General features: G+C 53.4%; 23 protein-coding genes. 10 read left to right on the top strand and 13 right to left on the bottom strand.

Annotation, left to right across the window (positions count from 1 at the left end; all coding sequences use genetic code 11):
- Nucleotides 1–86 precede the first annotated feature (86 nt).
- The 4 genes from CUZ56_RS05045 (at nucleotide 87) to minE (ending at nucleotide 2,783) form a co-directional block, all read left to right on the top strand.
- Nucleotides 87–647 carry a phosphatidylglycerophosphatase A family protein gene (locus CUZ56_RS05045; protein ID WP_126978894.1) on the top strand — a complete coding sequence of 187 codons (561 nt, stop codon included), beginning with the start codon at nucleotides 87–89 and terminating at the stop codon, nucleotides 645–647.
- A 101-nt stretch (nucleotides 648–748) separates the two neighbouring features.
- A complete protein-coding gene (minC, locus tag CUZ56_RS05040; protein WP_126978892.1) occupies nucleotides 749–1,477 on the top strand; it encodes a septum site-determining protein MinC in 729 nt (242 codons plus the stop codon).
- A 208-nt stretch (nucleotides 1,478–1,685) separates the two neighbouring features.
- A complete protein-coding gene (gene minD, locus CUZ56_RS05035) occupies nucleotides 1,686–2,498 on the top strand; it encodes a septum site-determining protein MinD (protein WP_126978890.1) in 813 nt (270 codons plus the stop codon).
- Between the two features lie 6 nt (nucleotides 2,499–2,504).
- A complete protein-coding gene (gene minE, locus CUZ56_RS05030; protein ID WP_126978888.1) occupies nucleotides 2,505–2,783 on the top strand; it encodes a cell division topological specificity factor MinE in 279 nt (92 codons plus the stop codon).
- Nucleotides 2,784–2,886: 103 nt separating this feature from the next.
- Here the strand turns inward: minE and CUZ56_RS05025 are convergent, their stop codons facing one another.
- From CUZ56_RS05025 to CUZ56_RS04995, 7 genes are all read right to left on the bottom strand, one after another.
- The gene (locus CUZ56_RS05025) at nucleotides 2,887–3,618 is read right to left on the bottom strand and encodes an ABC transporter ATP-binding protein (RefSeq protein WP_126978886.1); all 732 of its coding nucleotides are present in this window, start codon (nucleotides 3,616–3,618) and stop codon (nucleotides 2,887–2,889) included.
- Entirely contained in the window at nucleotides 3,596–4,348 is a 753-nt protein-coding gene (locus CUZ56_RS05020) for an ABC transporter ATP-binding protein (protein WP_126978884.1), read from the bottom strand. Before CUZ56_RS05020 ends, CUZ56_RS05025 begins: the two co-directional genes overlap by 23 nt.
- On the bottom strand, nucleotides 4,345–5,361 hold the full coding sequence (locus CUZ56_RS05015) for a branched-chain amino acid ABC transporter permease (protein WP_126978882.1): 1,017 nt from the start codon (nucleotides 5,359–5,361) through the stop codon (nucleotides 4,345–4,347). Before CUZ56_RS05015 ends, CUZ56_RS05020 begins: the two co-directional genes overlap by 4 nt.
- Complete coding sequence (locus CUZ56_RS05010) at nucleotides 5,358–6,221, bottom strand: branched-chain amino acid ABC transporter permease (RefSeq protein ID WP_126978880.1); 864 nt, start codon at nucleotides 6,219–6,221, stop codon at nucleotides 5,358–5,360. The genes CUZ56_RS05015 and CUZ56_RS05010 overlap by 4 nt, the downstream gene beginning before the upstream one ends.
- Before the next feature lie 28 nt (nucleotides 6,222–6,249).
- Entirely contained in the window at nucleotides 6,250–7,464 is a 1,215-nt protein-coding gene (locus CUZ56_RS05005; RefSeq protein WP_239442057.1) for an amino acid ABC transporter substrate-binding protein, read from the bottom strand.
- Nucleotides 7,465–7,988: 524 nt separating this feature from the next.
- Nucleotides 7,989–9,119 carry a tRNA 2-thiouridine(34) synthase MnmA gene (gene mnmA / locus CUZ56_RS05000; protein WP_239442056.1) on the bottom strand — a complete coding sequence of 377 codons (1,131 nt, stop codon included), beginning with the start codon at nucleotides 9,117–9,119 and terminating at the stop codon, nucleotides 7,989–7,991.
- 65 nt (nucleotides 9,120–9,184) lie between these two features.
- A complete protein-coding gene (locus CUZ56_RS04995) occupies nucleotides 9,185–9,697 on the bottom strand; it encodes an NUDIX hydrolase (RefSeq protein ID WP_126978876.1) in 513 nt (170 codons plus the stop codon).
- Between the two features lie 170 nt (nucleotides 9,698–9,867).
- On the opposite strand from CUZ56_RS04995, the gene CUZ56_RS04990 reads away from it, so the two are divergent.
- The gene (locus CUZ56_RS04990) at nucleotides 9,868–11,598 is read left to right on the top strand and encodes an AMP-binding protein (protein ID WP_126978874.1); all 1,731 of its coding nucleotides are present in this window, start codon (nucleotides 9,868–9,870) and stop codon (nucleotides 11,596–11,598) included.
- Between the two features lie 30 nt (nucleotides 11,599–11,628).
- Here the strand turns inward: CUZ56_RS04990 and nsrR are convergent, their stop codons facing one another.
- The 6 genes from nsrR to lplT all read right to left on the bottom strand — a co-directional run bounded on the left by nsrR (nucleotide 11,629) and on the right by lplT (nucleotide 18,514).
- Nucleotides 11,629–12,117, bottom strand: a complete 489-nt coding sequence (gene nsrR, locus CUZ56_RS04985) for a nitric oxide-sensing transcriptional repressor NsrR (protein ID WP_126978872.1) — start codon at nucleotides 12,115–12,117, stop codon at nucleotides 11,629–11,631.
- Nucleotides 12,118–12,262: 145 nt separating this feature from the next.
- Nucleotides 12,263–13,312 carry a hybrid-cluster NAD(P)-dependent oxidoreductase gene (locus CUZ56_RS04980; RefSeq protein ID WP_162615257.1) on the bottom strand — a complete coding sequence of 350 codons (1,050 nt, stop codon included), beginning with the start codon at nucleotides 13,310–13,312 and terminating at the stop codon, nucleotides 12,263–12,265.
- Nucleotides 13,313–13,377: 65 nt separating this feature from the next.
- The gene (hcp, locus tag CUZ56_RS04975; RefSeq protein WP_126978868.1) at nucleotides 13,378–15,048 is read right to left on the bottom strand and encodes a hydroxylamine reductase; all 1,671 of its coding nucleotides are present in this window, start codon (nucleotides 15,046–15,048) and stop codon (nucleotides 13,378–13,380) included.
- 247 nt (nucleotides 15,049–15,295) lie between these two features.
- Nucleotides 15,296–16,492, bottom strand: a complete 1,197-nt coding sequence (locus tag CUZ56_RS04970) for an amino acid aminotransferase (RefSeq protein WP_126978866.1) — start codon at nucleotides 16,490–16,492, stop codon at nucleotides 15,296–15,298.
- Between the two features lie 72 nt (nucleotides 16,493–16,564).
- A complete protein-coding gene (locus CUZ56_RS04965; RefSeq protein WP_126978864.1) occupies nucleotides 16,565–17,062 on the bottom strand; it encodes a glutathione peroxidase in 498 nt (165 codons plus the stop codon).
- Nucleotides 17,063–17,218: 156 nt separating this feature from the next.
- Entirely contained in the window at nucleotides 17,219–18,514 is a 1,296-nt protein-coding gene (gene lplT / locus CUZ56_RS04960) for a lysophospholipid transporter LplT (protein WP_126978862.1), read from the bottom strand.
- Nucleotides 18,515–18,786: 272 nt separating this feature from the next.
- Between lplT and alr the strand changes: the two genes are divergently transcribed.
- From alr to ychF, 5 genes are all read left to right on the top strand, one after another.
- A complete protein-coding gene (alr, locus tag CUZ56_RS04955) occupies nucleotides 18,787–19,875 on the top strand; it encodes an alanine racemase (RefSeq protein ID WP_126978860.1) in 1,089 nt (362 codons plus the stop codon).
- A gap of 108 nt (nucleotides 19,876–19,983) precedes the next feature.
- Entirely contained in the window at nucleotides 19,984–20,439 is a 456-nt protein-coding gene (locus tag CUZ56_RS04950) for an acyl-CoA thioesterase (protein ID WP_239442055.1), read from the top strand.
- A gap of 107 nt (nucleotides 20,440–20,546) precedes the next feature.
- Nucleotides 20,547–20,927 carry a hypothetical protein gene (locus CUZ56_RS04945; protein ID WP_126978856.1) on the top strand — a complete coding sequence of 127 codons (381 nt, stop codon included), beginning with the start codon at nucleotides 20,547–20,549 and terminating at the stop codon, nucleotides 20,925–20,927.
- A gap of 36 nt (nucleotides 20,928–20,963) precedes the next feature.
- Nucleotides 20,964–22,331 (top strand): DNA repair protein RadA, encoded by a 1,368-nt coding sequence (gene radA / locus CUZ56_RS04940; RefSeq protein ID WP_126978854.1) that lies wholly within the window; start codon nucleotides 20,964–20,966, stop codon nucleotides 22,329–22,331.
- A 92-nt stretch (nucleotides 22,332–22,423) separates the two neighbouring features.
- A complete protein-coding gene (ychF, locus tag CUZ56_RS04935) occupies nucleotides 22,424–23,506 on the top strand; it encodes a redox-regulated ATPase YchF (protein WP_126978852.1) in 1,083 nt (360 codons plus the stop codon).
- The last annotated feature ends 21 nt before the right edge of the window (nucleotides 23,507–23,527 follow it).

Raw genomic sequence — 23,527 nt, 5'->3', positions numbered from 1 at the left:
CATTGCCGCGGTACTGACAATACCCGCAAAAACAGCATTGACCGTATGAATCGAATCTGCAAGCAGCTTTAGCCGCGTTTGACAATATGACCCACAACGAGCATTTCACTGAACCCTCTTCTCCCCCACCACCGGAGGAGCACGCTTCTGCTCGAAAACCTGACTGGCTGTTTTTGCGCCAACACCCCGCCCACATGATTGCCATCGGCTTTGGCAGCGGCCTCAGCCCCAAAGCGCCCGGTACTGCGGGCACCCTGTTTGCCTGGGCCATTTTTGCACTGCTCTACCCCTGGCTCAATGACCTGGCCTGGGGTATTCTGCTTTTGCTTTCTTTACTGGTTGGCGTATGGGCCTGCCAGCGCACAGCGACTGCCCTGCAGGTGCAGGACCCGGGCAGCATTGTCTGGGACGAAATCATTGCATTCTGGCTTGTTTTATGGCTTATCATGCCCACCACATTCTGGGGGCAATGCGCCGCGTTTGTGCTGTTCCGTCTGTTTGACGCGTTAAAACCGGGGCCGGTACGCTGGGCAGACAAAGCATTCAAAGGCTGGGGCTATAAAGGCGCCATCGGCATCATCCTTGATGATCTGGTTGCTGCATTCTTGACCCTGCTGATTTTTGCCATCTGGCGCTTCTTTTTTTAACGCTTCTGTCTTCACGGGTTTGGTGCTGAATTGCATACCCGGTGCGCCATGATTTACAACATTCACTAGAATAGCTTCTTTAGCCGCATCAACATCTATCCATGGCCACAAGACAAACCCGAACCACTTTTGACGTGAAAAGCGCCAACCTGCCGCTGATTTCCTTTATCCTCAAAAGTGCCAACCTGGAGACACTGGCTTCAGAACTGACCAGCCAGTATGGCAGCCAGCCTGACTATTTTGACAATGACCTGGCGGTGATCGATTTAAGCGAACTCGCGGCTGAAAACCCACCGATTGATTTTGCTGTACTACTCAAGCTGTTGAAAAGCCTGCGCATACAGCCTTTTTCAGTGCGTGGCGGCTCCGGCGAACAGATGCAGGCCGCACTGGCTGCGGGGCTGCTGCATGCCCCTGATATCACCCCGATGGCACCACGTACAGAACACGCCATGCAGGAGATCATCAAGGAAGTCCCTGTTTCCGTTGGCACCCTGGTGATTGACAAACCGCTGCGCTCCGGTCAGCAGATATATGCCCGCGGCGCCGACCTGATTGTGACATCGCTGGTCAGCTTTGGCGCTGAAATCATCGCGGACGGCAATGTCCATGTGTATGCACCATTACGCGGACGTGTCATTGCAGGCGCACAAGGCAATACAGATGCCCGCATTTATGCCACCTGCTTTGAACCCGAACTGCTTTCCATTGCCGGCATTTACCAGACCACTGAGAAAGCGCTGCCTAAAGACATTTTCGGCAAGCCCACCATGGTGCAATTGCAGGGTGAATCACTCGTGATGACACCGATTCAGATCAGCCATCGCTGAATTGATTTTTGACATGCGCCACCTGCCATTCTGCTTGCTGCATGTGCCTGTGCTGATACAGGTAAAAGCCAGCATGGTTTTCCGCCCTTGAATACCTGTTATGCTATGATTATCAGCTGTTTTACAAGGTATATACCGGGGTTGACCTGGGGCATATTGCTTTTGCGTTTGAAATTTATTGATTGTTGATCAAAGAAACGGGACTCCAATGACCAAGATTGTCGTAGTGACCTCCGGTAAAGGAGGCGTAGGCAAAACAACAACCAGCGCCAGTTTTGCAGCCGGTCTGGCGCTTAAAGGCCACAAAACAGCCGTCATTGATTTTGATGTCGGCTTGCGCAATCTGGATCTGATCATGGGCTGTGAACGCCGGGTCGTGTATGACTTCATCAATGTCATCCATCAGGAAGCCACCCTGAACCAGGCGCTGATCAAAGATAAAAGCTGCGACAAGCTGTACATCCTGGCCGCTTCCCAGACACGCGACAAAGATGCGCTGACGCAAGAAGGCGTCGAGCGCGTGCTCAAAGAGCTTGGTGAAATGGGTTTTGAATACATTGTGTGCGACTCCCCTGCAGGTATTGAAACCGGCGCACTGCTGGCCATGCATTATGCCGATGAAGCGCTGATTGTGACCAACCCCGAAGTATCTTCCGTACGTGACTCCGACCGTATTCTGGGCATGCTGAGTTCAAAAACTAAGCGAGCCATTGACGGTGCCGAACCGATTAAAGAGCACCTGCTGATCACACGCTACAACCCGACACGGGTTGAAGGCGGCCATATGCTGTCACTGGAAGACATTCAGGACATTCTGCGCATTCCGCTGATCGGCGTGATCCCGGAGTCCGAAGCCATTTTGCAGGCATCCAACCAGGGAACCCCCGTGATTAACCTCAAAGAAAGCACCGCAGCCCAGGCTTACGCTGATGTGGTTGACCGCTTTCTGGGCGAAGATAAACCTCTGCGTTTCATTGACGCGGAAAAGCCCGGCTTCTTTAAACGTATTTTCGGGAGGTAACACACCATGTCTTTCCTCTCATTCTTTTTGGGCGAGAAGAAAAAATCGACTGCCAGCGTCGCCAAGGAACGTTTGCAGCTTATTCTGGCACACGAGCGTAGCGGCCATAATGCGGGCACCAGTCCCGACTATCTGCCTGCGCTGCAAAAAGAGCTGGTTGCGGTGATTTCCAAATACATCCCGATCAATCCGGAAGATATCAAGGTTCATCTGGAACGGCAGGACGATCTGGAAGTGCTGGAAGTCAAAATTGAACTACCGGATAACCAGCGTGAAGCGGTGTAACACCGTCAGTATTGCTTCTTGCAAACAGACCCGCCTTTTCAGGGCGGGTCTGTTTTTTTATGCCGGTCTGCCAGAGCAGCCAACAACCATCTGACTCTGAGTGCTATACACCCAGGTAGGCGCGCTGGACCTCGGGATCGTTGATCAGTGCATGCGACTCACCGCTATGCACAATGTGCCCGGTTTCCATCACATAGCCTCGGTCTGATCCTTCGAGCGCCAGATAAATATCCTGCTCCACCAGCAGCACCGTCACACCGTTGCTGCGGATCTGCTTGAGCACATCCATCAACTGGTCAACCACCACAGGGGCAAGCCCCAGGCTCATTTCATCCACCAACAGTAGCGTCGGAGCAGCCATCAGCGCCCGTGCCATTGCGCACATCTGCTGCTCTCCGCCAGACATGCTGCCTGCAATCTGTTTGCGCCGGTCGGCCATTTTAGGAAAAATGCCGTACACCATATCCAGGTCACGCTTGACCCCCGCTTTATCCCGGCGCTTGTAAGCGCCCATCAGCAGGTTATCCTGCACCGTCATGTGATCAAACAACTGGCGTCCTTCAGGCACCTGAACAATGCCATGAGCGAATGCCTCTTCCGGCGTCATTTGCTCCAGATCCTGCCCTTTGTAGGTGACTGAACCGGAACTGTGGATCACCCTGGAAAGGGCTCGCAGAAAAGTGGTTTTCCCGGCCCCATTGCTGCCCACCAGCGCCACAATTTCAGATTCATAAATCGACATTGTGATGCCCTGTATCGCCAGCACCGACCCATAGCCGGCACTCAGGTTATCCACCTGAAGCAATGCTTGTTTATTGTTGTTCGGCTGATTCATGTCTTTTCTTTCCAAGATAGGCTTCAACCACTGCCGGATCGGACAGCACTTTGTCAGGCGCGCCTTCGGCAATCTGCTGACCATGATGCAATACCAGCAGGCGGTCCGACAGGCTCTTAATCGCCTTGATCACATGCTCAATAACCAGGATACTGATGCCTTCGGCACGCACTTTGCGAATCACCTCAATCACCTCGTCAATTTCGACGTGATTCAACCCTGCCATCACTTCGTCGCACAACAGCAGCGTAGGCTGCATGGCCAGCGCTTTGGCCAGTTCAAGCCGCTTGCGGTCAGGCCCGCCCAGATTTTCTGCACGTTTGCCAATGGCTGCAGCCAGCCCCACAAACTCCAGATAATGCGCAGCCTGCTCACGCGCCTGCTTCAGGCCGGTGCCATGCTTGGCGCGGCCAAACAAGGCACCAACGGCCACATTGTCCAGCACACTCAGGCCAGGAAAAGGTTTCATGATCTGAAACGTGCGCCCGATGCCAAGGCGCGCTCTTTTATACGCCGGCAAACTGTGAATGGAGTTGCCCTGAAAACGCACCTCTCCTGAGCTGGGCTCCACCGTACCGCTGATCAGGCTCACCAGTGTGGTTTTACCCGCACCATTGGGACCGATCAGCCCCAGAATTTCACCCTTCTCGAGCTTGAAGCTGACATCGCTGACAGCAACCAGCCCGCCGAACCGGCGCGTGACATTCTGCAATTCAAGAATCGCTGTCATAGCTTGGTTGCCCTTATGTTATTGATGAAATACCTCAAGCCGCATCTCTTCACCCCGATGAGCATGTCGGTCAGCCCGCGTGGTGTCAGCAACACGGCCAGAATAATCACAACGCCAAAGAACAGCCCTGCCACATTGGTCAGCACGCTGGCTAGAATATCAGAGATGGCAGACAACGTTACCGCCCCGAAAATCGGGCCAAATACCGTACCGGCGCCCCCAAACACCGCCATGATGATCATCTTGACGTTCCAACTGGCATTAAACACCTGGTCCGGGTCAATATACGCCATCTTGTAGGCATAAATACCACCAGCCATGGCACTGAAAATACCGGCCAGAGTCAGCGCCAGCACTTTATACAACGTTGTATTCACGCCCATTGCCGCAGCACCGTCCTCGTTTTCACGAATGGCAATCAGACCAAACCCCAGACGGCTGCGCTTGAGCCAAAAGACCACCGCCGTTGCAAACGCCAGCACGACCAATGCCATTTCATAAAATGCCGCTTCCGTGCTGATAAAAGACACATCCAGGAATGACAAGAACGGCAGTCCCTGATTGGCCCCGGCCAGATCAATATTGGAAATGATGGCTGCCATCACCTGCGAGAGTGCCAGCGTTGCAATGGCAAAATAATGGCCTTTCAAGCGCAGAATGGGAATGCCCAGCAGCAGCGCAAAAATCACTGCCATGGACACGCCAAACAACATGCCGGTGCCAAACGAAAGCCCCCATTGAACCATGGCAATGCCAACGCCATAAGCGCCCAGCCCGAAGAACACCGCGTTACCAAAAGACGCATAGCCGGTAAAGCCGCCGATCACATTCCAGCCCTGTGCCAGAATTGCCAGAATCAGCGCATTAAAACCAAACTCCAGCAATACATCAGAGCGGATACTGAACCCGAACAGCGCCAGTGTTTGAGCACCAATCCAGGGCAATGCTGCAGCAATCACCAGCACAATCAAGGCAACAGCCCCCTGAATCACCGTTTTACGTGAATTATTCATGCTGTTTTCCCCAAAAGACCGCTTGGCCGCAAAATCAGTACCAGGATCAGCACCCCAAAACTGACAACGTTCTGGTAAGTGGCGCCGACATACTGCATGGTCATCAGCTCAATCACGCCCAGCAACAGCCCACCGACAATCACGCCCAGCGGATTATCCAGCCCGCCGATGATGGTAATGGCAAAGCACTTGGCCGTTAAATACACGCCAATGTACGGATTGATCTGGGACACCATGCCATACAACCCGCCGGCAGCCCCGGCCAGTGCCAGGCCGATACCGAAGGTCACGGCATAAAGATGGCGCGGCTCCACCCCGTACAGGCGGGCTGCAACCAGATTTTGCGCCGTGGCGCGAATGGCACGCCCGAGCCGGGTCCGCAGCAAAAACATCCACATCGCAATACTGATTGCCAACGCCACCGCAAAAGCGGCCAGGTTAACCTTAGGCACCGCAATTTCACCCAGCGAGATGCTGCTGCCGGCATAGGAAGGATTAATGGCCTGAAAGTCGGCAGAATAAATAATCTGCACCACATCGGCCAGAATCACTTCCAGACCGAAAGTGATCAGCAGCGTATTGAACATGGGCCCGCGCGCCACAAAATTGAGCAATCCGCGCTGGATCAGGTAACCCAAAACAAACATGATGATGGCTGTGGGCACCAACCCTACAAAAGGATCGATGCCACAGTATGTAAATAGCGTCCATGTCAGGTAACCGCCCAGCATGATGAAAGCACCATGCGCCAGGTTCACAATGTTCAGCACACCCCACACCAACGCCAGCCCCTGTGCCATGACAGCATATAAGCCGCCCAGCAAAATGCCGTTGATTAACGTCTGAATAAAAATATTCATATGATCTCGCTGTATTTATACGTTCTATTTAGCGGGCGTTCCAGGCCGGCATAGGATATTTGGGCGGATTCACAGGGCCTTTGGGGCCATGGATTTCAACCACCTTGCCATCCTGCACCTGCACGACAATCTGCGGCAGATCAATCTGGCCGCGTTCGTCAAACGCAATCGGACCATACAGACTGTCAAACTTGATTGTGGCCAGTGCATCGCGCACCTTTTGCGGGTCCAACGAATTGGCTTTTTCAATGGCCATCACCAGCGCCTGGACATCTGCTGCACCTGAGGCTGCATGGTAATCAGGGTCATAACCAAACTTGGCTGTATACACCTTGGCAAATTCAGCCGCATCACCAAACCAGCGGTCTTTCATATCAGGCGTGGGCAACCAGGCGGTCATGCCAAAAGCGTAGTTGGCGTCAGCCCCCAGCGCTTTGCGGAAATCCTCACTGGGAACCCCCACCGTAAACGAATACAGCTTGGGAGAAACAGCCAGACTCTTGGCCTGACGGATAAAGTTCAAAATCTCGGTTTCATGCCCGGCCACAAAAACGGCGTCTGCATTCAGGCTTTTGATTCGGGTCAGCAAGGAGCTGAAATCGGTGGCATTGGTGCTGAATTTTTCATCCATCACAATCTGAAACCCGGCATTGGTCAGCAGTGGACGCGTACCTTCGGCCACAGAAACATCAAACGAGTCGTCCGCATACAGCAACGCCACGGTTTTGATCGGGGGCTGCAGCGTCTTCATCAAATCGACCGTACTGCTGTAATAGTGCGTGGCCGGCGGCAATGTGCCGAAAATGTACTTGAAGCCACGGGTAAAAATCTGGTCCGAAGCCCCGCCGCCCTGCACCATCGGGATTTTGTAGCGTTCAGACACCACAGAATCAGCCAGAGCAAAATTGCTGGCAAACGGGCCAAGCAGGAAATTCACTTTATCCTGTGACACCAGTTGTGTATACTGGCGCACGCTCAAGCCCACGTCAGACTGGTTGTCATAAATCTTCAGTTCAAGCTGGTAAGGCTTGCCATCCACCGTCACACCACCGGCTGCATTGATACGATCAACCGTCAGTTGATACGCATCCCGGTAGTAGCGCCCCGTGTTGGCGATCGGGCCGGTCAACTGTACCGAAGCGCCCAACACAATCTTTTGCTGCGCATATGCAGCCACACCCGCAGTCATCATGCTCAATGCAACGACTGCAGCCCCGAAAAGCCCGGCAAAACCTCGTTTCATAATTTGTCTCCTGCATTTACTGAAATAGCGCTTTAGAAACTAAAACGCGTTGTACTTATATCTATCTGGAATGTCATTCAGCCGTATTTACTTCTTCGTGGAATCCCTTTCTATACGGTCATCTCGGCACAATACCACTGGGTATCATGCCGCCATATCCTGAATGATTGTAGACTTCCGGCTAGGGCACGGACCTAGCACAAACCCTTATGCTCAACCCCGATGCACATGGGTTACAGCAAAAGTATTTTGCAGGCCGGTCACCTCATGCAACAATTTTTGCAAAAGAAACAAATGCCTTCTCTCATAGAAGGCACACAGGCGCTGTATACAAAACGGGGGTTACCTATGACCACGTTGGTAAATCTTGATTACCACCCCATGGGAATTAAGCTGATACCCACTTGACCAAAACAGTCATTTAAAAACAAAAACAGATACATACCGACCGGTGCTGGCTGCCCATACTCTTTTAAATGATCTGATGAACAGCCTGTCCGCTCAGATGCTTTTATAGGCAGCCATCATGCCAGAGCCAGAACCTGATCAATGATACCGCCCCCCAGACAAACCTCGCCATCATATAAAACGGCAGACTGGCCTGGTGTGACAGCCCACTGGGGAGCGTCAAACTTCAGCGCAAAACGATGCTCTGGTAAATTATCCTGCGCCTGTACTGGCGCGTACGTACATGCGGCATCTGCCTGACGGTAACGCGTCTTGGCCGCATACAGTCCGGGTTCGGGCGGAATACCTGCCACCCACGATGCCTGGTCACTGACCAGTTGTGTCGATAACAGCCATGGGTGATCATGCCCCTGCACCACATACAGCGTATTGGCCTGCATGTCTTTGCGGGCAACAAACCAGGGCGCATGCTCGCCACCGCCACGCGAAGCACCCTTTTCCTTGATGCCGCCAATACCAATACCTTTACGCTGGCCCAGCGTATAAAAACTCAACCCAACATGCTCTCCCAGCAAACGCCCGCGATCATCGCGGATCGGGCCGGGCCGATGTGCAAGATAGCGGTTTAAAAACTCTCTGAACGGCCGCTCGCCAATGAAACAAATCCCGGTTGAATCCTTTTTACCGGCATTGGGCAAGCCGATTTCTGCGGCAATGCGCCGTACTTCCGTTTTTTCCAACTCTCCCACGGGAAACAGCGTGCGCGACAACTGCTCCTGATTCAAGCGATGCAAAAAATAGCTCTGGTCCTTGGCCGGATCCAGCCCCTTGAGCAATTCAAACCGGCCCTCACGTTCGCGAACGCGCGCATAGTGGCCGGTGGCAATTTTGCTGCCACCCAGCCGCATGGCATGGTCTAAAAACGCCTTGAACTTGATCTCGGCATTACACAGCACATCCGGGTTGGGTGTGCGCCCGGCCTGGTACTCGCGTAAGAACTCGGCAAACACCCGGTCTTTATACTCTGAAGCAAAATTAACAAATTCAATATCAATGCCCAGCACATCGGCCACGCTGGCAGCATCCAGCCAGTCCTGCCGGGACGAGCAGTATTCAGAGTCGTCATCATCTTCCCAGTTCTTCATGAACAGCCCGATGACTTCATAACCCTGTTTTTTCAGCAAATAGGCACTCACTGCGGAATCAACGCCGCCAGACAGGCCGACAATCACACGCTTTGGTGCCACACACATCTCTCTTTTCTGTTCAACGATTCAACTTCCTGCTTCACGAATACTCTGCCTACACTCCCCTACACACTGGCAACAAACGTATCGGGTTGTTGCCGGTAAATACTGGCATTGGCTGTCAGAATCTCCAGCGGATAACGACACCCCTGCCGGTAATCATCAAGCCCTTGCATCAGCAATGGCGTGCGGTGCCGCTCAGGGCAGGCCTGAATCTCTTCATAGCTCATCCATACCGCACGCACAATTCCTTCATCCAATACCCTGTCAGGCTCGTGCTCACCCAGGCTTCCGCAGAAAGAAAAACGCAAATACGTCATATCGCCACCCCGGCTGGCAACAAAACGGTGCATATAAATACCCACCAGCGCTGTAGGCGTAAACTGCCAGGCGGACTCTTCCAGCGTTTCACGTGTGCACGCCTGCAACAGCGATTCCCCCTGATCCAGGTGCCCGGCAGGGTTGTTCAGGCGCAGGCCATCAACGGTATCCTCTTCAACCAGCAAAAAAAGACCTTCGCGCTCAATAATAGCTGCAACGGTGGTTCGGGGGGACCAGCGCACTAATTTCTTATTCATAGCCTGAGTTCTCGTTTACAGCAGGTATTTTATCCTCCGCTTTGAATACAATGTAAATAAATGACGGGATAGGCATCTGATACTAAAAGTACTGTATTCGGCTACTCGTAGAATTTATACCCGGGAAGGTGCAGTTGATCGCTAAACTGACATCATTCCTGTTACGGAGAATGACTTTGAAAACCGATCGTATTTGGCTCAAGAACTATCCCGCAGAAGTGCCGGCGGAAATTGATTCGCAACGTTTCTCATCGCTGGCCGAACTGTTTGAGCAGTGTTTTAAGACCTACCCGCACCGTACCGCACAAACGTTCATGGGTAAAAAATTCAGCTATGCACAGATTGACCAGTTCTCTATGAACATTGCCTCTTACCTGCAGTCTGTCGGGTTGAAAAAAGGCGATCGCGTTGCCATCATGATGCCCAATATCCCGCAGTATCCGGTGATTGCCACGGCCATACTGCGTGCCGGCTTCATCCTGGTGAATGTCAACCCGCTGTATACCGCACGTGAACTGGAGCATCAGCTCAAAGATGCCGATGTGCAGGCTATTTTTATTGCCGAAAACTTCGCCCATACACTGGCTGAAGCCATGCTCACCACCCCGGTCAGGCACGTGATTCTCACCGGTATCGGAGACCTGATTGGCGGCTTGAAAGGCTGGTTCATCAACAAAGCCATCCGCTTCAAAGGCATGGTGCCGAACTTTGATCTGCCAAACAGCATCTCTTTAAAAGAAGCGCTGCTGCGCGGTGAATACATGCTGCCAGACTACCAGCAGCCTGAAATCGGCCCTGACGATATTGCCATACTGCAATATACCGGCGGCACCACTGGTGTGAGCAAAGGCGCCACCTTATTGCACCGCAACCTGGTCAGTAACGTGCTGCAGGTATACGCCTGGATTCTGCCCGCACTGAAAACCAACCTATCAGGAAAAGACCAGATTGTGCTGGTTGGTGCATTGCCGCTTTATCACATCTTCGCTTTTAATGTGAACCTGCTCATCACCTTTTATCTGGGCGGCAACAACATCCTGATTCCCAACCCGCGTGACCTCTCGAGCATGCTGCGCGAATTGCGGCGCCAGCCCTTTCACGTGCTGCCTGCCGTGAACACCTTGTTTAATGCCATCGTCAATCACCCGGAGGCATCCTCTGTCAACTGGAGTTCGCTGTGCCTGTCGGTCGGTGGTGGTATGGCATTGCAGCAGGCCACGGTACAGGCCTGGTACAAGCTGACCGGCTGTGGCATGGTGGAAGGCTACGGCATGTCTGAAACATCGCCCGTGATCTGTGCCAGCCGTGTGGACATTACAGATGTGAATGACCAGCGCATGGGCATTGGCTACCCGGTTCCGTCAACCACGGTCGTATTGCGCGATGACAACGACCAGCCGGTTCCGTTAGGTACGCCGGGGGAAATCACGGTACAGGGCCCGCAGGTGATGGCCGGCTACTGGAACAGCCCGGAAGAAACCGCCAAGGTCATGACCAAAGATGGTTTTTTCCGCACCGGCGATATTGCCGTGATGGATGAAAGCGGCTGGATCCGGATTGTTGACCGCAAAAAAGACATGATTCTGGTATCGGGCTTTAATGTCTACCCGAACGAAATTGAAGATGTGGTGGCCCTGATGTCAGGGGTGGAAGAATGCGTTGCCATTGGCGTACCCAGCCCAAAATCCGGTGAAGCAGTGATGGTGCTGGTGGTGAAGAAAGATCCCGAACTGACAGAAGAACAGGTCAAACAGTGGTGTAAAACACGCCTGACAGGCTACAAACGCCCGCGTTTCGTGGTATTTCGCGAAAGCCTGCCCAAATCCACTGTCGGTAAAATTTTGCGCCGCGAACTGCGTGCACTGTTGAGTGAACCTGCTGACAAAACATCGCAGCAATAATTTCAGGCCAAAAAGAAAAAGCCTGTGGTCTCAGGCTTTTTCTTTGATGCGTATGCGCCTGGCTTGCTTTTTGGGTGGAGACTGGCTTCCCGGCTTTTCTTTTTGAAAAAAAGAATACAGCTTTTGGTTATCTACCAGCAAATCCTGTATCGTGTATTTATCCAGCTCTTTTAAAAAAGCCTCTTTGGCATCCACCAGATACCGCTTCAGACGGCACGCCGGGCTGATACAGCAGCTTTCCACACTGCAATTCAGCAGGTGCAACGGTTCCAACTGGCGCAGTGCCTGACCAATTCCAATCTGCTCTGGCGACAGTTTAAGCCGTATGCCGCCATTCTTGCCTTGAATGGTATCGATCAGCCCCAACTGCCCAAGTTTATGAATCACTTTGACCAGGTGGTTTTTGGAAATGTCATACAGCTCACTGACTTCGTTAATGCGCGTCAACTCCCCCGGCGGTAATGTCGCCAGATAAATCAGAACACGGATACTGTAGTCAGTGAATCTGGATAGTTGCACAGTAATCTTGCCTAGGTTGCATGAAAATCAACTCTTGTCCCGTCAGCGCACAGTCTGTTCGGGTCTGGGCTATATTATAAACGACCCTATGTGTGTTTGCGATGTATACGCCATCTCACCCACAAAACTGCATTCATTTCCGCATTCATTTCAAAGCCACATCAACATCTTCCACCACTTTACTGGAACATGCCAGCACATAACCATCCGCTTGTTCCTGCTCGGTCAATGTGGCATGGCTGCTGGACGCCACCTTCCCCCGCGTCACCTTGCATTTGCACGAACCGCACACGCCGGAGCGACATGCGCCGATGACAGGCACATGAGCCTGCTCCAACACGTCCAGCAAAACAGAACCCGCAGCCACTTGCTGGCTGACCTGAAAATCAGGTACATTCACGGTGCACTGTGCAGCATCGGCTGCCACCGTGGCGTCACAGGTATTTGACGGTAGAAAACTTTCCTTGAAAAAACAGGCCATGTCAAAACCGCTGTCACGGAAAATGCCTTCAACCACCTCCATGAATCTGGCCGGGCCGCATAAATAAACCGAACGATCCAGATAATCTGGGCAACAGGCCCGCAAATGCGCCAGGCTGATCAGTCCTTCATACGTCCGCTCAGAACCCGACTGATCGCCTATCTGCTCCAACAGCAAATGCGCCTGAAAACGGGGGTGCGCTTTGGCCATATGCCGCATATCGTCCAGATAAATGACATTTTCAATATCTTTGGCGCAGTGCAGAAAATCCACTTTTGCTACAGGCTGCGCAGCCCCATTCAGCAGATGCCTGGTCATGGCCATGACCGGAGTGATACCACAGCCGGCACTGATCATCAGCACTTTGTCTTTCGGCGGGCAATCCACAATATTGAAATCTCCGGCAAAGCCATAGGTGCATAGCGAATCGCCAGGCAGCAGGTGGTCTATCAGCCAGTTGGAAACAACACCGCCCGCCACCCGCTTGATGGTGAGCTGCAGTTCCGCTTTTTCCGGCAACGAGCTGATGGAGTAGGAGCGGGCATACGTCTGCCCTTCAATGTCTGCCTTCACTGTAACAAACTGCCCGGGTTTGAAAGTGAAAGTGTGATGCTGCGGCGTGGCAAAAAAGAAATTAGCCGTGTCCTGCGTCTCAAACGTTTTACGTACCAATACCAGTGGCGTGAGCGACGGGTTCCAGGTATCTGCCATCATAGGTCTCTTATCAATTTGAATTGGCAGGCGGTTCTCCATCAAACCGCCTGCGATGACTGCTTTGTTTAAGCTGCCTTACGGTTCAGGATCGTATCCATATCCTCTTTAACCACACCGGTAGGATGCAGATCGAATTTTTCCTGCAACACCTTGACCAGATTCGGCGTCAGGAATGCCGGTAGTGACGGGCCGGCATAAATGCCCTTCACCCCCAGAGAAAGCAGGGTCAGCAAAATGACAATGGCTTTCTGCTCAAACCACGACAGCACCAACGTCAGCGGCAGTTCATTGACACCACAGTTGAACTCCTTGCTCAACGCCAGTGCCAGCAAAACGGCAGAATAAGAGTCATTACACTGCCCCACATCCAGCAGGCGTGGAATCCCGTTGATATCGCCAAACTCCTCTTTGTTGAAACGGTATTTCCCGCATCCCAGTGTCAAAATCACACTGTCTTTCGGCGCCTGCAAAGCAAACTCGTTGTAGTAGTTGCGTTCCTGTTTGTCGCCATCACAGCCGCCGACCAGGAAAAAGTGTTTGATATGGCCTGCCTTGACCTGCTCAATCACCGCCGGTGCTGCGGCCATCAATGCCTTGTGGCCAAACCCGATGGTGATCCGATGCTCCGGCTCGCTTTCCGCAAAGCCCGGCAACGACAGCGCTTTTTCGATCACTTCACTGAAATCATTGCCCTGAATATGTTTCACGCCAGGCCAGCCGACAATGCTGCGTGTATAAATGCGGTCAGCGTAGCGTCCGACGTTGGGGTCAATGATGCAGTTGGAAGTCATCACAATGGCGCCAGGAAAGTCTGCAAACTCTGTTTGCTGTTTTTGCCATGCGCCGCCATAGTTGCCCACCAGATGCGGATATTTTTTCAGCGCCGGATAAGAGTGCGCCGGCAGCATTTCACCATGGGTATACACATTGATGCCCTTACCCTGGGTCTGCTCCAGTATTTCGCGCAAATCTTCCAGATCGTGCCCGGAAACCACAATGCATTTTCCTTTGACCGGGTTCACATTGACGGTGGTCGGCTCTGGATCGCCCATTGTCAGAGTCTCGGCACGATTCAGCATTTCAAGTGCTTTAAAGCCCAGTGCACCGATCTGCATGGAAGTGTCAAGCAATGCGCCAATGTCTTTCGGATCATCCCCCAGATACGACATGATGCGGTGGTACTCGGCATAAATATCCGGGGCTTCCTGCCCTAAAACCGCAGCATGCTCCATATAAGCGGCGGCCCCCTTCAGTCCATACAGACACAGCAACCGCAACCCCATAACATCATCTCCGATTTCGGAACGGTCATGGTTCAAGGCAGCAACAGGCGCATACTTCAGCAGTTCTGTCTGAGCTGCTGACATGCTCATCTGTGCGGCCTTTGTCAACGGCGGCAGAGCCTGGCCGGCTGCTTTTGCAGCCTGCGTGACCTGCTCTTGCAGCCTCTTTTTGAAACTCTCTGAACTCCGGATATATTCAAAAAAGCGCTGTGCATCAAAGTTCACATTGGTCAGCGTGGCAAAAAATGCCTGTATGGACCAGCGGTCAACCTGCGGATCGACAATCTGGTATTGCCGCCCCAATGATGCCCAATACGAAACACCCTGCATGCTTTTGATCAGAATATCCTGTAAATCGGATACGTCAGCAGTTTTGCCGCACATGCCCTGCGCATAACTGCACCCGCTGGACTGCGGGCCTCTGATTGTCTGTTCACACTGTATACAAAACATCGTGATTCCTTCCTCTTGTGTCTGGAATGGTTACGTTCTCATCGTTTCATCTATGCGTCATGTCTTGATATTTCGTTTCAAAATCAGCCTGACATCAAAACATGTAAAAATAATACATGTTAAAGACAAAAAGTACAATCAAGTACCTTCACGACGCTCGGACATTGAGGATATGGGAAACAGCCATAAAAAAGCCCCGGGCTGATGCCGGGGCCTGCTTGTAAAGTCGCGCTGCTCTAAGGAAATGTCATTCTTGCAGCACCTGCGCCATGGATTGCGCCACATACTCCACATTGTGATGATTCAGCCCGGCCACACACATGCGCCCGGAACGCACCAGATACACGGCAAACTCCTCGCGCAGCCGGTCCACCTGCTCAGCACTCAGTCCGGTATAGCTGAACATGCCCTGTTGCTGGGTAAAGTAGTCAAAATTGCGCCCCGGCACTTTGGCACTGATGATTTTTTGCAGCACCTGGCGCATTTCCTGGATACGCGCACGCATGTGGTTGACATCCTGCTCCCAGCGGGTGCGCAGAATCGGATCGCGCAGCACCATATTAACCACCGCAGCACCATGCACAGGCGGGCTGGAATAGATCTGGCGCACAATTGCTTTCAGTTGCCCCAGCACACAATCGGCTTCTTTGGCACTGGCACAGACCACATGCAAGGCGCCTGCACGCTCACCATACCAGGAAAAGCTTTTGGAAAAGGAAGATCCGACAAAACAGGACAGCCCTGCTGCCGCAAACGCGCGAACCGTCCAGGCGTCTTCCTCAATGCCTTGCCCAAACCCCTGGTATGCCATATCCAAATAGGCAATCAGGTTGTTTTGTTTGAACACAGTAATCAGTTGTTGCCACTGCTCATGGGACAAGTCCATCCCGGTCGGGTTATGGCAGCATGGGTGCATCAGCACCACGCTGCGAGCAGGCAAGGTCTGAATACAGGCCAGCAGCTCGTCAAACCGGATCCGGTTATTTTCGCGGTCGTAATAAGGATACTCATTCACCTTCACACCCGCAGCTTCAAAAATGGCACGGTGGTTGTCCCAGGTCGGCTGGCTGATCCAAACTTCCGACTGCGGGAAATAACGGTGCACCAGATCTGCCGCCAGCTTCAGCGCGCCAGAACCACCAATGGCCTGCACCGAAGCAATCCGGTGCGAAGTCACTGCCTCATGTTTATCCCCAAACACATAGGCACGCGCCGCTTCACGAAACTCGGCATCCCCGTCCATCGGCAGATAACTGCGCGCACGGTGTTGAGCCACCAAGCGGTCCTCCGCCTCCTGCACCGGCTCTAACAGGGGGATATTGCCATCATCATCATAAAACAGGCCAATACTCAGATTGACTTTGGTGGCACGCTCATCGCGTAAAAATTGTTCCACCAGCGACAGAATCGGGTCACCGGCATAGGCAGGAATGTGTTCAAACATGGTGTATCAAATTAAATTTTTTTACGAAGGCAACTGTGCATGATACATCCATTTAAGCACTGGCGCACAACATCACAGCCCCGGCAACTGTTGCAGTGCAGCCTCAATATCCGCCTCCAGACTTTGAGGCTTGATGACCGAACCATAACGATCGATCACTTTGCCATCACCGCCCACCAGAAATTTGGTGAAGTTCCATTTGATGGCCTCTGTCCCCAGCACGCCGGAAGCAGACTGTTTCAGCCACACCCACAACGGCGATGCATCAGGGCCATTGACATCCACCTTGGCCATCATCGGGAATGTCACACCGTAATTGATCTGGCAAAACTGCGCTATTTCTGATGCGCTGCCAGGGTCCTGCTGGCCAAACTGGTTGCATGGAAAACCAACCACCACCAGCCCCTGGTCCTTGTACTTTTGATACAGCGCCTCCAGCCCGGCAAACTGCGGCGTGAAGCCACACTGGCTGGCAGTGTTCACAATCAAAAGCACTTTCCCGCGGTAGCTCGAAAAATCCAAATCATTGCCACGGATGTCTTTCACAGAGAAATCGTATACGAAACTCATAAACACTCCACACGGTAGAGGACAGCCGACCATGGCCTGCCAAGCCATGGAAAACAAAAGTTTTGTCTAACGCCAGGAGTGCTGTTTATGCACTATTCACAACCAGCGCACTTTCTTTTGAATTTTCATTATGCGCTGGATCAAAACGGACACAGGTCAGTAGTGCTTTTCCTCACCAATCAACTGCGTCCAGTCCTTTTCACGCATATTGGCCTTGTTCCACAATATAACCGCATAGATGGCACCCATCATGAATATGCCAAACAGAATGATGATGACCCGTGTGGATAACCCCAGCATGATCAGCAAGGCGTACATCGCCAGCATGACCAGAATACCAATGTTCTCATTGAAATTCTGCACCGCAATGGAATGCCCGGCTGACAACCGCACATGCCCACGATGCTGCAGCAAGGCATTCATCGGCACCATAAAGAAGCCGGCCAGGCCGCCGATGACCATCAGAAACAGGGCTGCAATCACCAGATACAAAGGAATACCGACGATACTGACTTCAGGAATGGCATCCATGTTATAAAACGCCAGCACCACACACATCAGCCCCATCACAACGCCCAGCCCCATGACGTTCAAGGCCTTTTTCAAAGGCACTGTGGCTGCCGCCAGAATCGCGCCTGCAGCAATGCCGATCGCCACCACACCCAGCAGCCATGATGAATCATGCAGCGGCAACCCCAGGGCTGTCTCAGCCCACTTCAGCACAATAAACTGCAAAGTTGCCCCGGCACCCCAGAACAATGTGGTAATCGCCAGCGAAATCTGGCCGAGCTTATCGCTCCAAAGCACACGCACACTGCGGCTGAAATTCATCAGCATCGGACCAACCCGCCAGACCGGTTTTTTATAACGTGCGCCTGTATCAGGAATGCGCAAATTGCACAGCGTGGCCAGCAGATAAATACACAACACCACCCAAAGCGCTGACTGCGCTGCCGTTTTTGCCCCGGGCAAATGCAGCCCCAATAAAAATTCCGACATCGTCGGACTCACCAGAAAACCGCCAACGCCCATTCCCAGAATAATGGAAGACACGGTGGTCCCTTCAATCCAGCCATTGGCAACCACCAGTTTTTCAGCAGGCAGCAACTCGGTCAAAATGCCGTATTTGGCCGGCGAATAGGCCGCTGCGCCGATACCCACGATGCCATAGGCCAGCAACGGATGCACCCAGAACAGCATCGTCAGCAAACCAACCATTTTGATCAGGTTGGTGACAAACATCACCCGGCCTTTCGGACGCGAATCTGCAAATGTTGCTACAAAAGCCGCCAGCAGCACATAAGAAATGGTGAACGTGAACTTGAGCATGGGTGTGGCCCAGTCAGGAGCGCTCAACTCCTGCAGCAAGGCAATTGCCACAATCAACAGCGCATTATCTGCAAACGAGCTTAAAAACTGCGTAGAGATAATCCAGTAAAAACCTTTTTTCATACTTCTGAGGATTCAATTGACCAAACCAAGGTGCCATGACATTCCATCTAGATACATGCGCCTGACATCACCTTTTTGCCCGATAAAGCTTCTCTTTATATCACGTTTATGTAATCCGGAATCCTCCTGGGTCAAGACAAATATAAAATCCAAGGAAATATATTCATAGGCATTTGACAAATCATGCTTTTGCGCGCAGTACAATCAACCTGCATACCCTGCATGATCATTTCAACATACCTATTCCAGCCTTCAACCCGGATTGTTTTACCATGCCCCGCCCGATACAAGCACTGATCCATTCAACGGCCTTGACGCACAACCTGCAACGGGTCAGACAGGCCCGGCCCGACGCACGCCTGTGGGCAGTCGTCAAAGCCAACGCTTACGGACACGGCATTGAAAACGTCTTTCCTGCGCTCAGGGCCGCAGACGGTTTTGCGCTACTGGATCTGGCCGAAGCACAGCGGATACGCCAACTCGGCTGGAGAGGCCCCATTTTACTGCTGGAAGGTGTTTTTGAGCCGCGCGACCTTGAAATCTGCTCCCGGCTGAACCTGACACACGCGGTACACCGCGATGCGCAGATTGACTGGCTGGCTTCGCATAAAACCACAGCACCGCATCATGTCTTTCTGAAAATGAACGCAGGCATGAACCGCCTGGGGTTCACACCTGAAAGATTCCGCGCCGCCTGGGCGCGCCTGAACAGCCTGCCCCAGGTGGGAGAAATCGGGCTGATGATGCATTTTTCAGATGCCGATGGCCCACGCGGCATTGCCGACCAGCTAGCAACCTTTCAGGCAACGACCGCAGACCTGCCCGGTGAAAGAACCTTATGCAATTCAGCCGCGAGCCTGGATCACCCCGAAGCGCCCAGCGACTGGTGCCGCCCCGGCATTGTGCTGTATGGCGCCTCTTTTGACTACCCAGCCCATACCAGCGAGGATTGGGGACTGCGCCCGGCCATGACCCTGCAAAGCCAGATCATTGCCACACAGACGCTGAAACCTGGCGACACAGTGGGTTACGGCAGCACATTCGTTGCACAACACCCCATGCGCATCGGGGTCGTGGCCTGTGGTTATGCCGACGGTTATCCGCGTATTGCCCCTTCCGGCACCCCGATTCTGGTAGACGGCATACGCACCGGCACCGTCGGGCGCATCAGCATGGACATGATGGTTGCAGACATCACCCATATTCCGGCCGCCCAGCCTGGCAGTAGCGTGACGTTATGGGGGCAGGCGCCAAACGGGACCTTGTTATCGGTTGATGAGGTGGCTCTGGCCGCCCATACGGTCGGATATGAGCTGATGTGCGCGCTGGCTCCCCGCGTGCCGGTCCATGTCACTGATTAAAAACACATTTTCCCGTGTTGCATACAATGACGGCTATCACCACTTTGAACATTCATCATGCACCCTGAAGACGCCTCCCAAGTTCTATTACCCAGCCATCACCTGATCATGTCAGTTCTGATGACGCCCAACTATGCCAACTTCGCCGGCAACGTACACGGCGGCGATCTGTTGCGCCTGCTCGATCAGGTCGCGTTTGCCTGCGCGTCGCGTTACGCCGGGGAATATGTTGTCACCATTTCGGTTGATCAGGTCGTTTTCCGGCAACCGATCCATGTCGGAGAACTGGTGACGTTTCTCGCCAGCGTCAACTACACCGGCAACACTTCGATGGAAATCGGCATCAAAGTCATTGCCGAAAACATCAAAGAAAAAGTCGTACGGCATGTCAACAGCTGCTTTTTCACCATGGTCGCGGTAGACGCTCAGGGCCAGCCCACCGCCGTCCCCAAGCTCACACCTGCCACGCCGGACGAAAAAAGACGCTACCGTGCGGCCCAGTTACGCCGCGAACTGCAACAGGAATATGCCAAACGTTCGCTTGAAATTCTGGCCAAAGAATAGCCGGATGCCTTGAAATGCCATTCCTTCGCACCATCTGTATCTAGTATGCAGTAGCTATTTCCCTCTCTGCTGCATGCACAACACACCTTTGACAAGGAGCACCCGCTATGGCAATCGGCTGGCTTTCAGCACTCAAAATCATTCCCTGGAAAGACGTGATCCAGGCCGCTCCTGCCGTTGTCATGGGTGCGCGCCAATTATGGCAAAGCATCCGCAAGGATAATACCGCGCCCACCCAGCCTGAACAGATACCCGATGCTTCTGCCCACCCGGTAGCCAACCTGCAGGCCAGGGTCGCCCTGCTGGAAAAAGAACGTACGCAGGCCCAGGCCAATGCGCTGGAAGCCGCCCAGTTGGTAAACGCCATGGCCGAGCAGCACCAGCGTCTGGTTGAGGTCGTGGATAAGCTGCGCACCCGCTCACGTATTCTGATATGCGCCTGCGCTGTGCTGTTTCTGATGCTTTTAAAACTCCTGCTCTGGAGCTGATTGCCTTGCTTTCACAGCCAAACAGTACAATACGCCATGGCTAAAGAAAAAACCATTTATGTCTGCAATGCCTGCGGCGGCACCACACCACGCTGGCTGGGCAAATGCCCGCATTGCGGCCAATGGAACACCCTGGTTGAAAGCATTGCCGAGACTTCGGCCCCCAGCAAAAACCGTTTTGCGGCACTTTCAACCACCGCTCCGGTGACAACACTGGCAGAAATTGAAGCCTCGGAAGTGACCCGTACCCCTTGCGGAATTCAGGAGCTTGACCGGGTGCTCGGCGGCGGGCTGGTGGCCGGTGGTGTCGTGCTCATTGGGGGCGACCCGGGCATCGGCAAATCAACCCTGCTGCTGCAGGCAACCGACGCCCTGGCGCGCCAGCTGCCCACACTGTATGTCAGCGGTGAAGAATCCGGCGCACAGGTTGCACTCAGGGCCCGCCGGCTCGGACTGCACCAGTCTGCAGTACGGCTTCAGGCAGAAATTCAACTGGAAAAAATTCTGGGAACGCTGGAGGCCGAAAAACCCGCCATTGCCGTTATCGACTCGATCCAGACCGTTTATTCCGACCAGCTCAGTTCAGCCCCCGGCTCAGTCGCACAGGTCCGCGAATGCGCTGCACAACTGACCCGCACCGCCAAGGCCAACGGCATCACCATTATTCTGGTGGGCCATGTCACCAAAGAAGGTGCCCTGGCCGGTCCCCGCGTACTGGAACACATGGTTGACACCGTGCTCTATTTTGAAGGTGACACGCACAGCACATTCCGGCTGATCCGGGCCGTCAAAAACCGTTTTGGAGCGGTCAATGAAATCGGCGTTTTTGCCATGACCGAGCACGGCCTCAAAGGTGTGTCCAACCCCAGCGCTATCTTTTTATCTACCCACAGTGAGCCTGTTGCAGGCTCCTGCGTTCTGGTCACGCTGGAAGGCACCCGCCCCTTGCTGGTTGAAGTGCAGGCACTGGTCGATGCCAGCGGCAGCAACCCGCGCCGCCTGTCTGTCGGGCTGGACCGCGACCGCCTGGCCATGCTGCTGGCTGTTTTACACCGCCATGCCGGTATTACGACATTTGACCAGGATGTGTTTGTCAACGCCGTCGGCGGTGTGCGCATTGGCGAGCCGGCCGCCGACCTGGCAGTATTGATGGCCATACACAGCAGCCTGCGCGGCAAAGCCATGCCCAAGGGCTTTGTCACGTTTGGCGAAGTGGGGCTTGCCGGCGAGGTCCGCCCGGCCCCGCGCGGGCAGGAGCGCCTCAAAGAAGCGGCCAAGCTCGGGTTTTCCGTCGCGATTATCCCCAAAGCCAATGCGCCGAAAAAACCGATTGAAGGCCTGACCATTCACCCGGTCGAGCGAGTCGAGCAGGCCGTTGACCTGATGCGGACACTGGCCGAATAGGCAAACACCCCAAAGCTGATCAGCATTGCCGGGCCAAATATGCACGAAGGCATTAAAATGGAACATTTTGCACCACAGAAAGTCCATACACCATGAGTTTGCAATGCGGTATCGTCGGCCTGCCCAATGTCGGCAAATCCACCCTGTTTAATGCGCTGACCAAAGCGGGCATTGAAGCGGCAAACTATCCTTTTTGCACCATTGAGCCAAACGTGGGCGTGGTTGAGGTGCCCGATCCGCGGCTGGATAAACTGTCAGAAATTGTCAAGCCCGAACGCGTTGTTCCGGCCATTGTCGAATTTGTGGACATTGCCGGGCTGGTCGCCGGCGCCTCCAAAGGCGAAGGCCTGGGCAACCAGTTCCTATCGCACATTCGTGAAACCGATGCCATTGTGAATGTGGTGCGCTGCTTTGAAGACGATAACATTGTGCACGTGGCCGGCAAAATTGACCCGATTTCAGATATTGAAGTCATTCAAACCGAGCTGTGTCTGGCAGACCTGTCTACAGTAGAAAAAGCGGTTGTGCGCTATTCCAAGGTGGCACGCTCAGGCGACAAGGAAGCTCAGGCCCTGGTTGCTGTGCTTGAAAAAGTACAGGCGTCTTTGAATGAAGGCTCCCCGGTGCGCAACATGGATCTGACCAAAGAGGAACTGCTGCTGCTCAAACCCTTGTGCCTGATTACAGTGAAAAAAGCCATGTTTGTCGGTAACGTGGCAGAAGATGGTTTTGAAAACAACCCCCTGCTTGACCGCCTGAAAGCATACGCTGAAAAACAAGGCGCTCCCGTGGTAGCCATCTGCGCCAAAATTGAAGCTGATCTGGCGGATATGGCCGATGAGGAAAAAGAAATTTTTCTGGCCGAAATGGGCCAGACCGAGCCCGGTTTGAACCGCCTGATTCGCGCTGCCTACAAATTGCTGGGGCTGGAAACCTATTTCACCGCCGGCGTCAAAGAAGTGCGTGCCTGGACCATTCATGAAGGGGACACGGCCCCCAAGGCCGCAGGCGTCATTCACTCAGACTTTGAGAAAAAATTCATTCGTGCCCAGACCATCTCTTTTGATGACTTCATCGAGTACAAAGGGGAACAAGGTGCGAAAGAGGCCGGCAAAATGCGGGCTGAAGGCAAGGATTACGTGGTGCGTGACGGCGACGTGATGCACTTCCTGTAAGTCAAATGAATTTACGGCGGC

The sequence above is a fragment of the Saezia sanguinis genome (assembly GCF_003991585.1).
Taxonomy (GTDB): Bacteria; Pseudomonadota; Gammaproteobacteria; order Burkholderiales; family Burkholderiaceae_C; genus Saezia; species Saezia sanguinis.
The sequence above is the reverse complement of the archived record's forward strand: the minus strand, read 5'-3'. Positions and strand labels throughout refer to the sequence as shown.

What these genes read in the sequence shown, in the direction of transcription:
- minE (WP_126978888.1), top strand. Translation starts at nt 2,505, where the DNA reads ATGTCTTTCCTCTCATTCTTTTTGGGCGAGAAGAAAAAATCGACTGCC.
- CUZ56_RS05010 (WP_126978880.1), bottom strand. Translation starts at nt 6,221, where the DNA reads ATGAATATTTTTATTCAGACGTTAATCAACGGCATTTTGCTGGGCGGC.
- CUZ56_RS04990 (WP_126978874.1), top strand. Translation starts at nt 9,868, where the DNA reads ATGACTTTGAAAACCGATCGTATTTGGCTCAAGAACTATCCCGCAGAA.
- minC (WP_126978892.1), top strand. Translation starts at nt 749, where the DNA reads ATGGCCACAAGACAAACCCGAACCACTTTTGACGTGAAAAGCGCCAAC.
- CUZ56_RS04980 (WP_162615257.1), bottom strand. Translation starts at nt 13,312, where the DNA reads ATGATGGCAGATACCTGGAACCCGTCGCTCACGCCACTGGTATTGGTA.
- CUZ56_RS04995 (WP_126978876.1), bottom strand. Translation starts at nt 9,697, where the DNA reads ATGAATAAGAAATTAGTGCGCTGGTCCCCCCGAACCACCGTTGCAGCT.
- CUZ56_RS05015 (WP_126978882.1), bottom strand. Translation starts at nt 5,361, where the DNA reads ATGAATAATTCACGTAAAACGGTGATTCAGGGGGCTGTTGCCTTGATT.
- CUZ56_RS05020 (WP_126978884.1), bottom strand. Translation starts at nt 4,348, where the DNA reads ATGACAGCGATTCTTGAATTGCAGAATGTCACGCGCCGGTTCGGCGGG.
- CUZ56_RS04965 (WP_126978864.1), bottom strand. Translation starts at nt 17,062, where the DNA reads ATGAGTTTCGTATACGATTTCTCTGTGAAAGACATCCGTGGCAATGAT.
- ychF (WP_126978852.1), top strand. Translation starts at nt 22,424, where the DNA reads ATGAGTTTGCAATGCGGTATCGTCGGCCTGCCCAATGTCGGCAAATCC.
- CUZ56_RS04970 (WP_126978866.1), bottom strand. Translation starts at nt 16,492, where the DNA reads ATGTTTGAACACATTCCTGCCTATGCCGGTGACCCGATTCTGTCGCTG.
- CUZ56_RS05005 (WP_239442057.1), bottom strand. Translation starts at nt 7,464, where the DNA reads ATGAAACGAGGTTTTGCCGGGCTTTTCGGGGCTGCAGTCGTTGCATTG.
- CUZ56_RS04950 (WP_239442055.1), top strand. Translation starts at nt 19,984, where the DNA reads ATGTCAGTTCTGATGACGCCCAACTATGCCAACTTCGCCGGCAACGTA.
- CUZ56_RS05025 (WP_126978886.1), bottom strand. Translation starts at nt 3,618, where the DNA reads ATGAATCAGCCGAACAACAATAAACAAGCATTGCTTCAGGTGGATAAC.
- alr (WP_126978860.1), top strand. Translation starts at nt 18,787, where the DNA reads ATGCCCCGCCCGATACAAGCACTGATCCATTCAACGGCCTTGACGCAC.
- CUZ56_RS04945 (WP_126978856.1), top strand. Translation starts at nt 20,547, where the DNA reads ATGGCAATCGGCTGGCTTTCAGCACTCAAAATCATTCCCTGGAAAGAC.
- radA (WP_126978854.1), top strand. Translation starts at nt 20,964, where the DNA reads ATGGCTAAAGAAAAAACCATTTATGTCTGCAATGCCTGCGGCGGCACC.
- CUZ56_RS05045 (WP_126978894.1), top strand. Translation starts at nt 87, where the DNA reads ATGACCCACAACGAGCATTTCACTGAACCCTCTTCTCCCCCACCACCG.
- lplT (WP_126978862.1), bottom strand. Translation starts at nt 18,514, where the DNA reads ATGAAAAAAGGTTTTTACTGGATTATCTCTACGCAGTTTTTAAGCTCG.
- hcp (WP_126978868.1), bottom strand. Translation starts at nt 15,048, where the DNA reads ATGTTTTGTATACAGTGTGAACAGACAATCAGAGGCCCGCAGTCCAGC.
- minD (WP_126978890.1), top strand. Translation starts at nt 1,686, where the DNA reads ATGACCAAGATTGTCGTAGTGACCTCCGGTAAAGGAGGCGTAGGCAAA.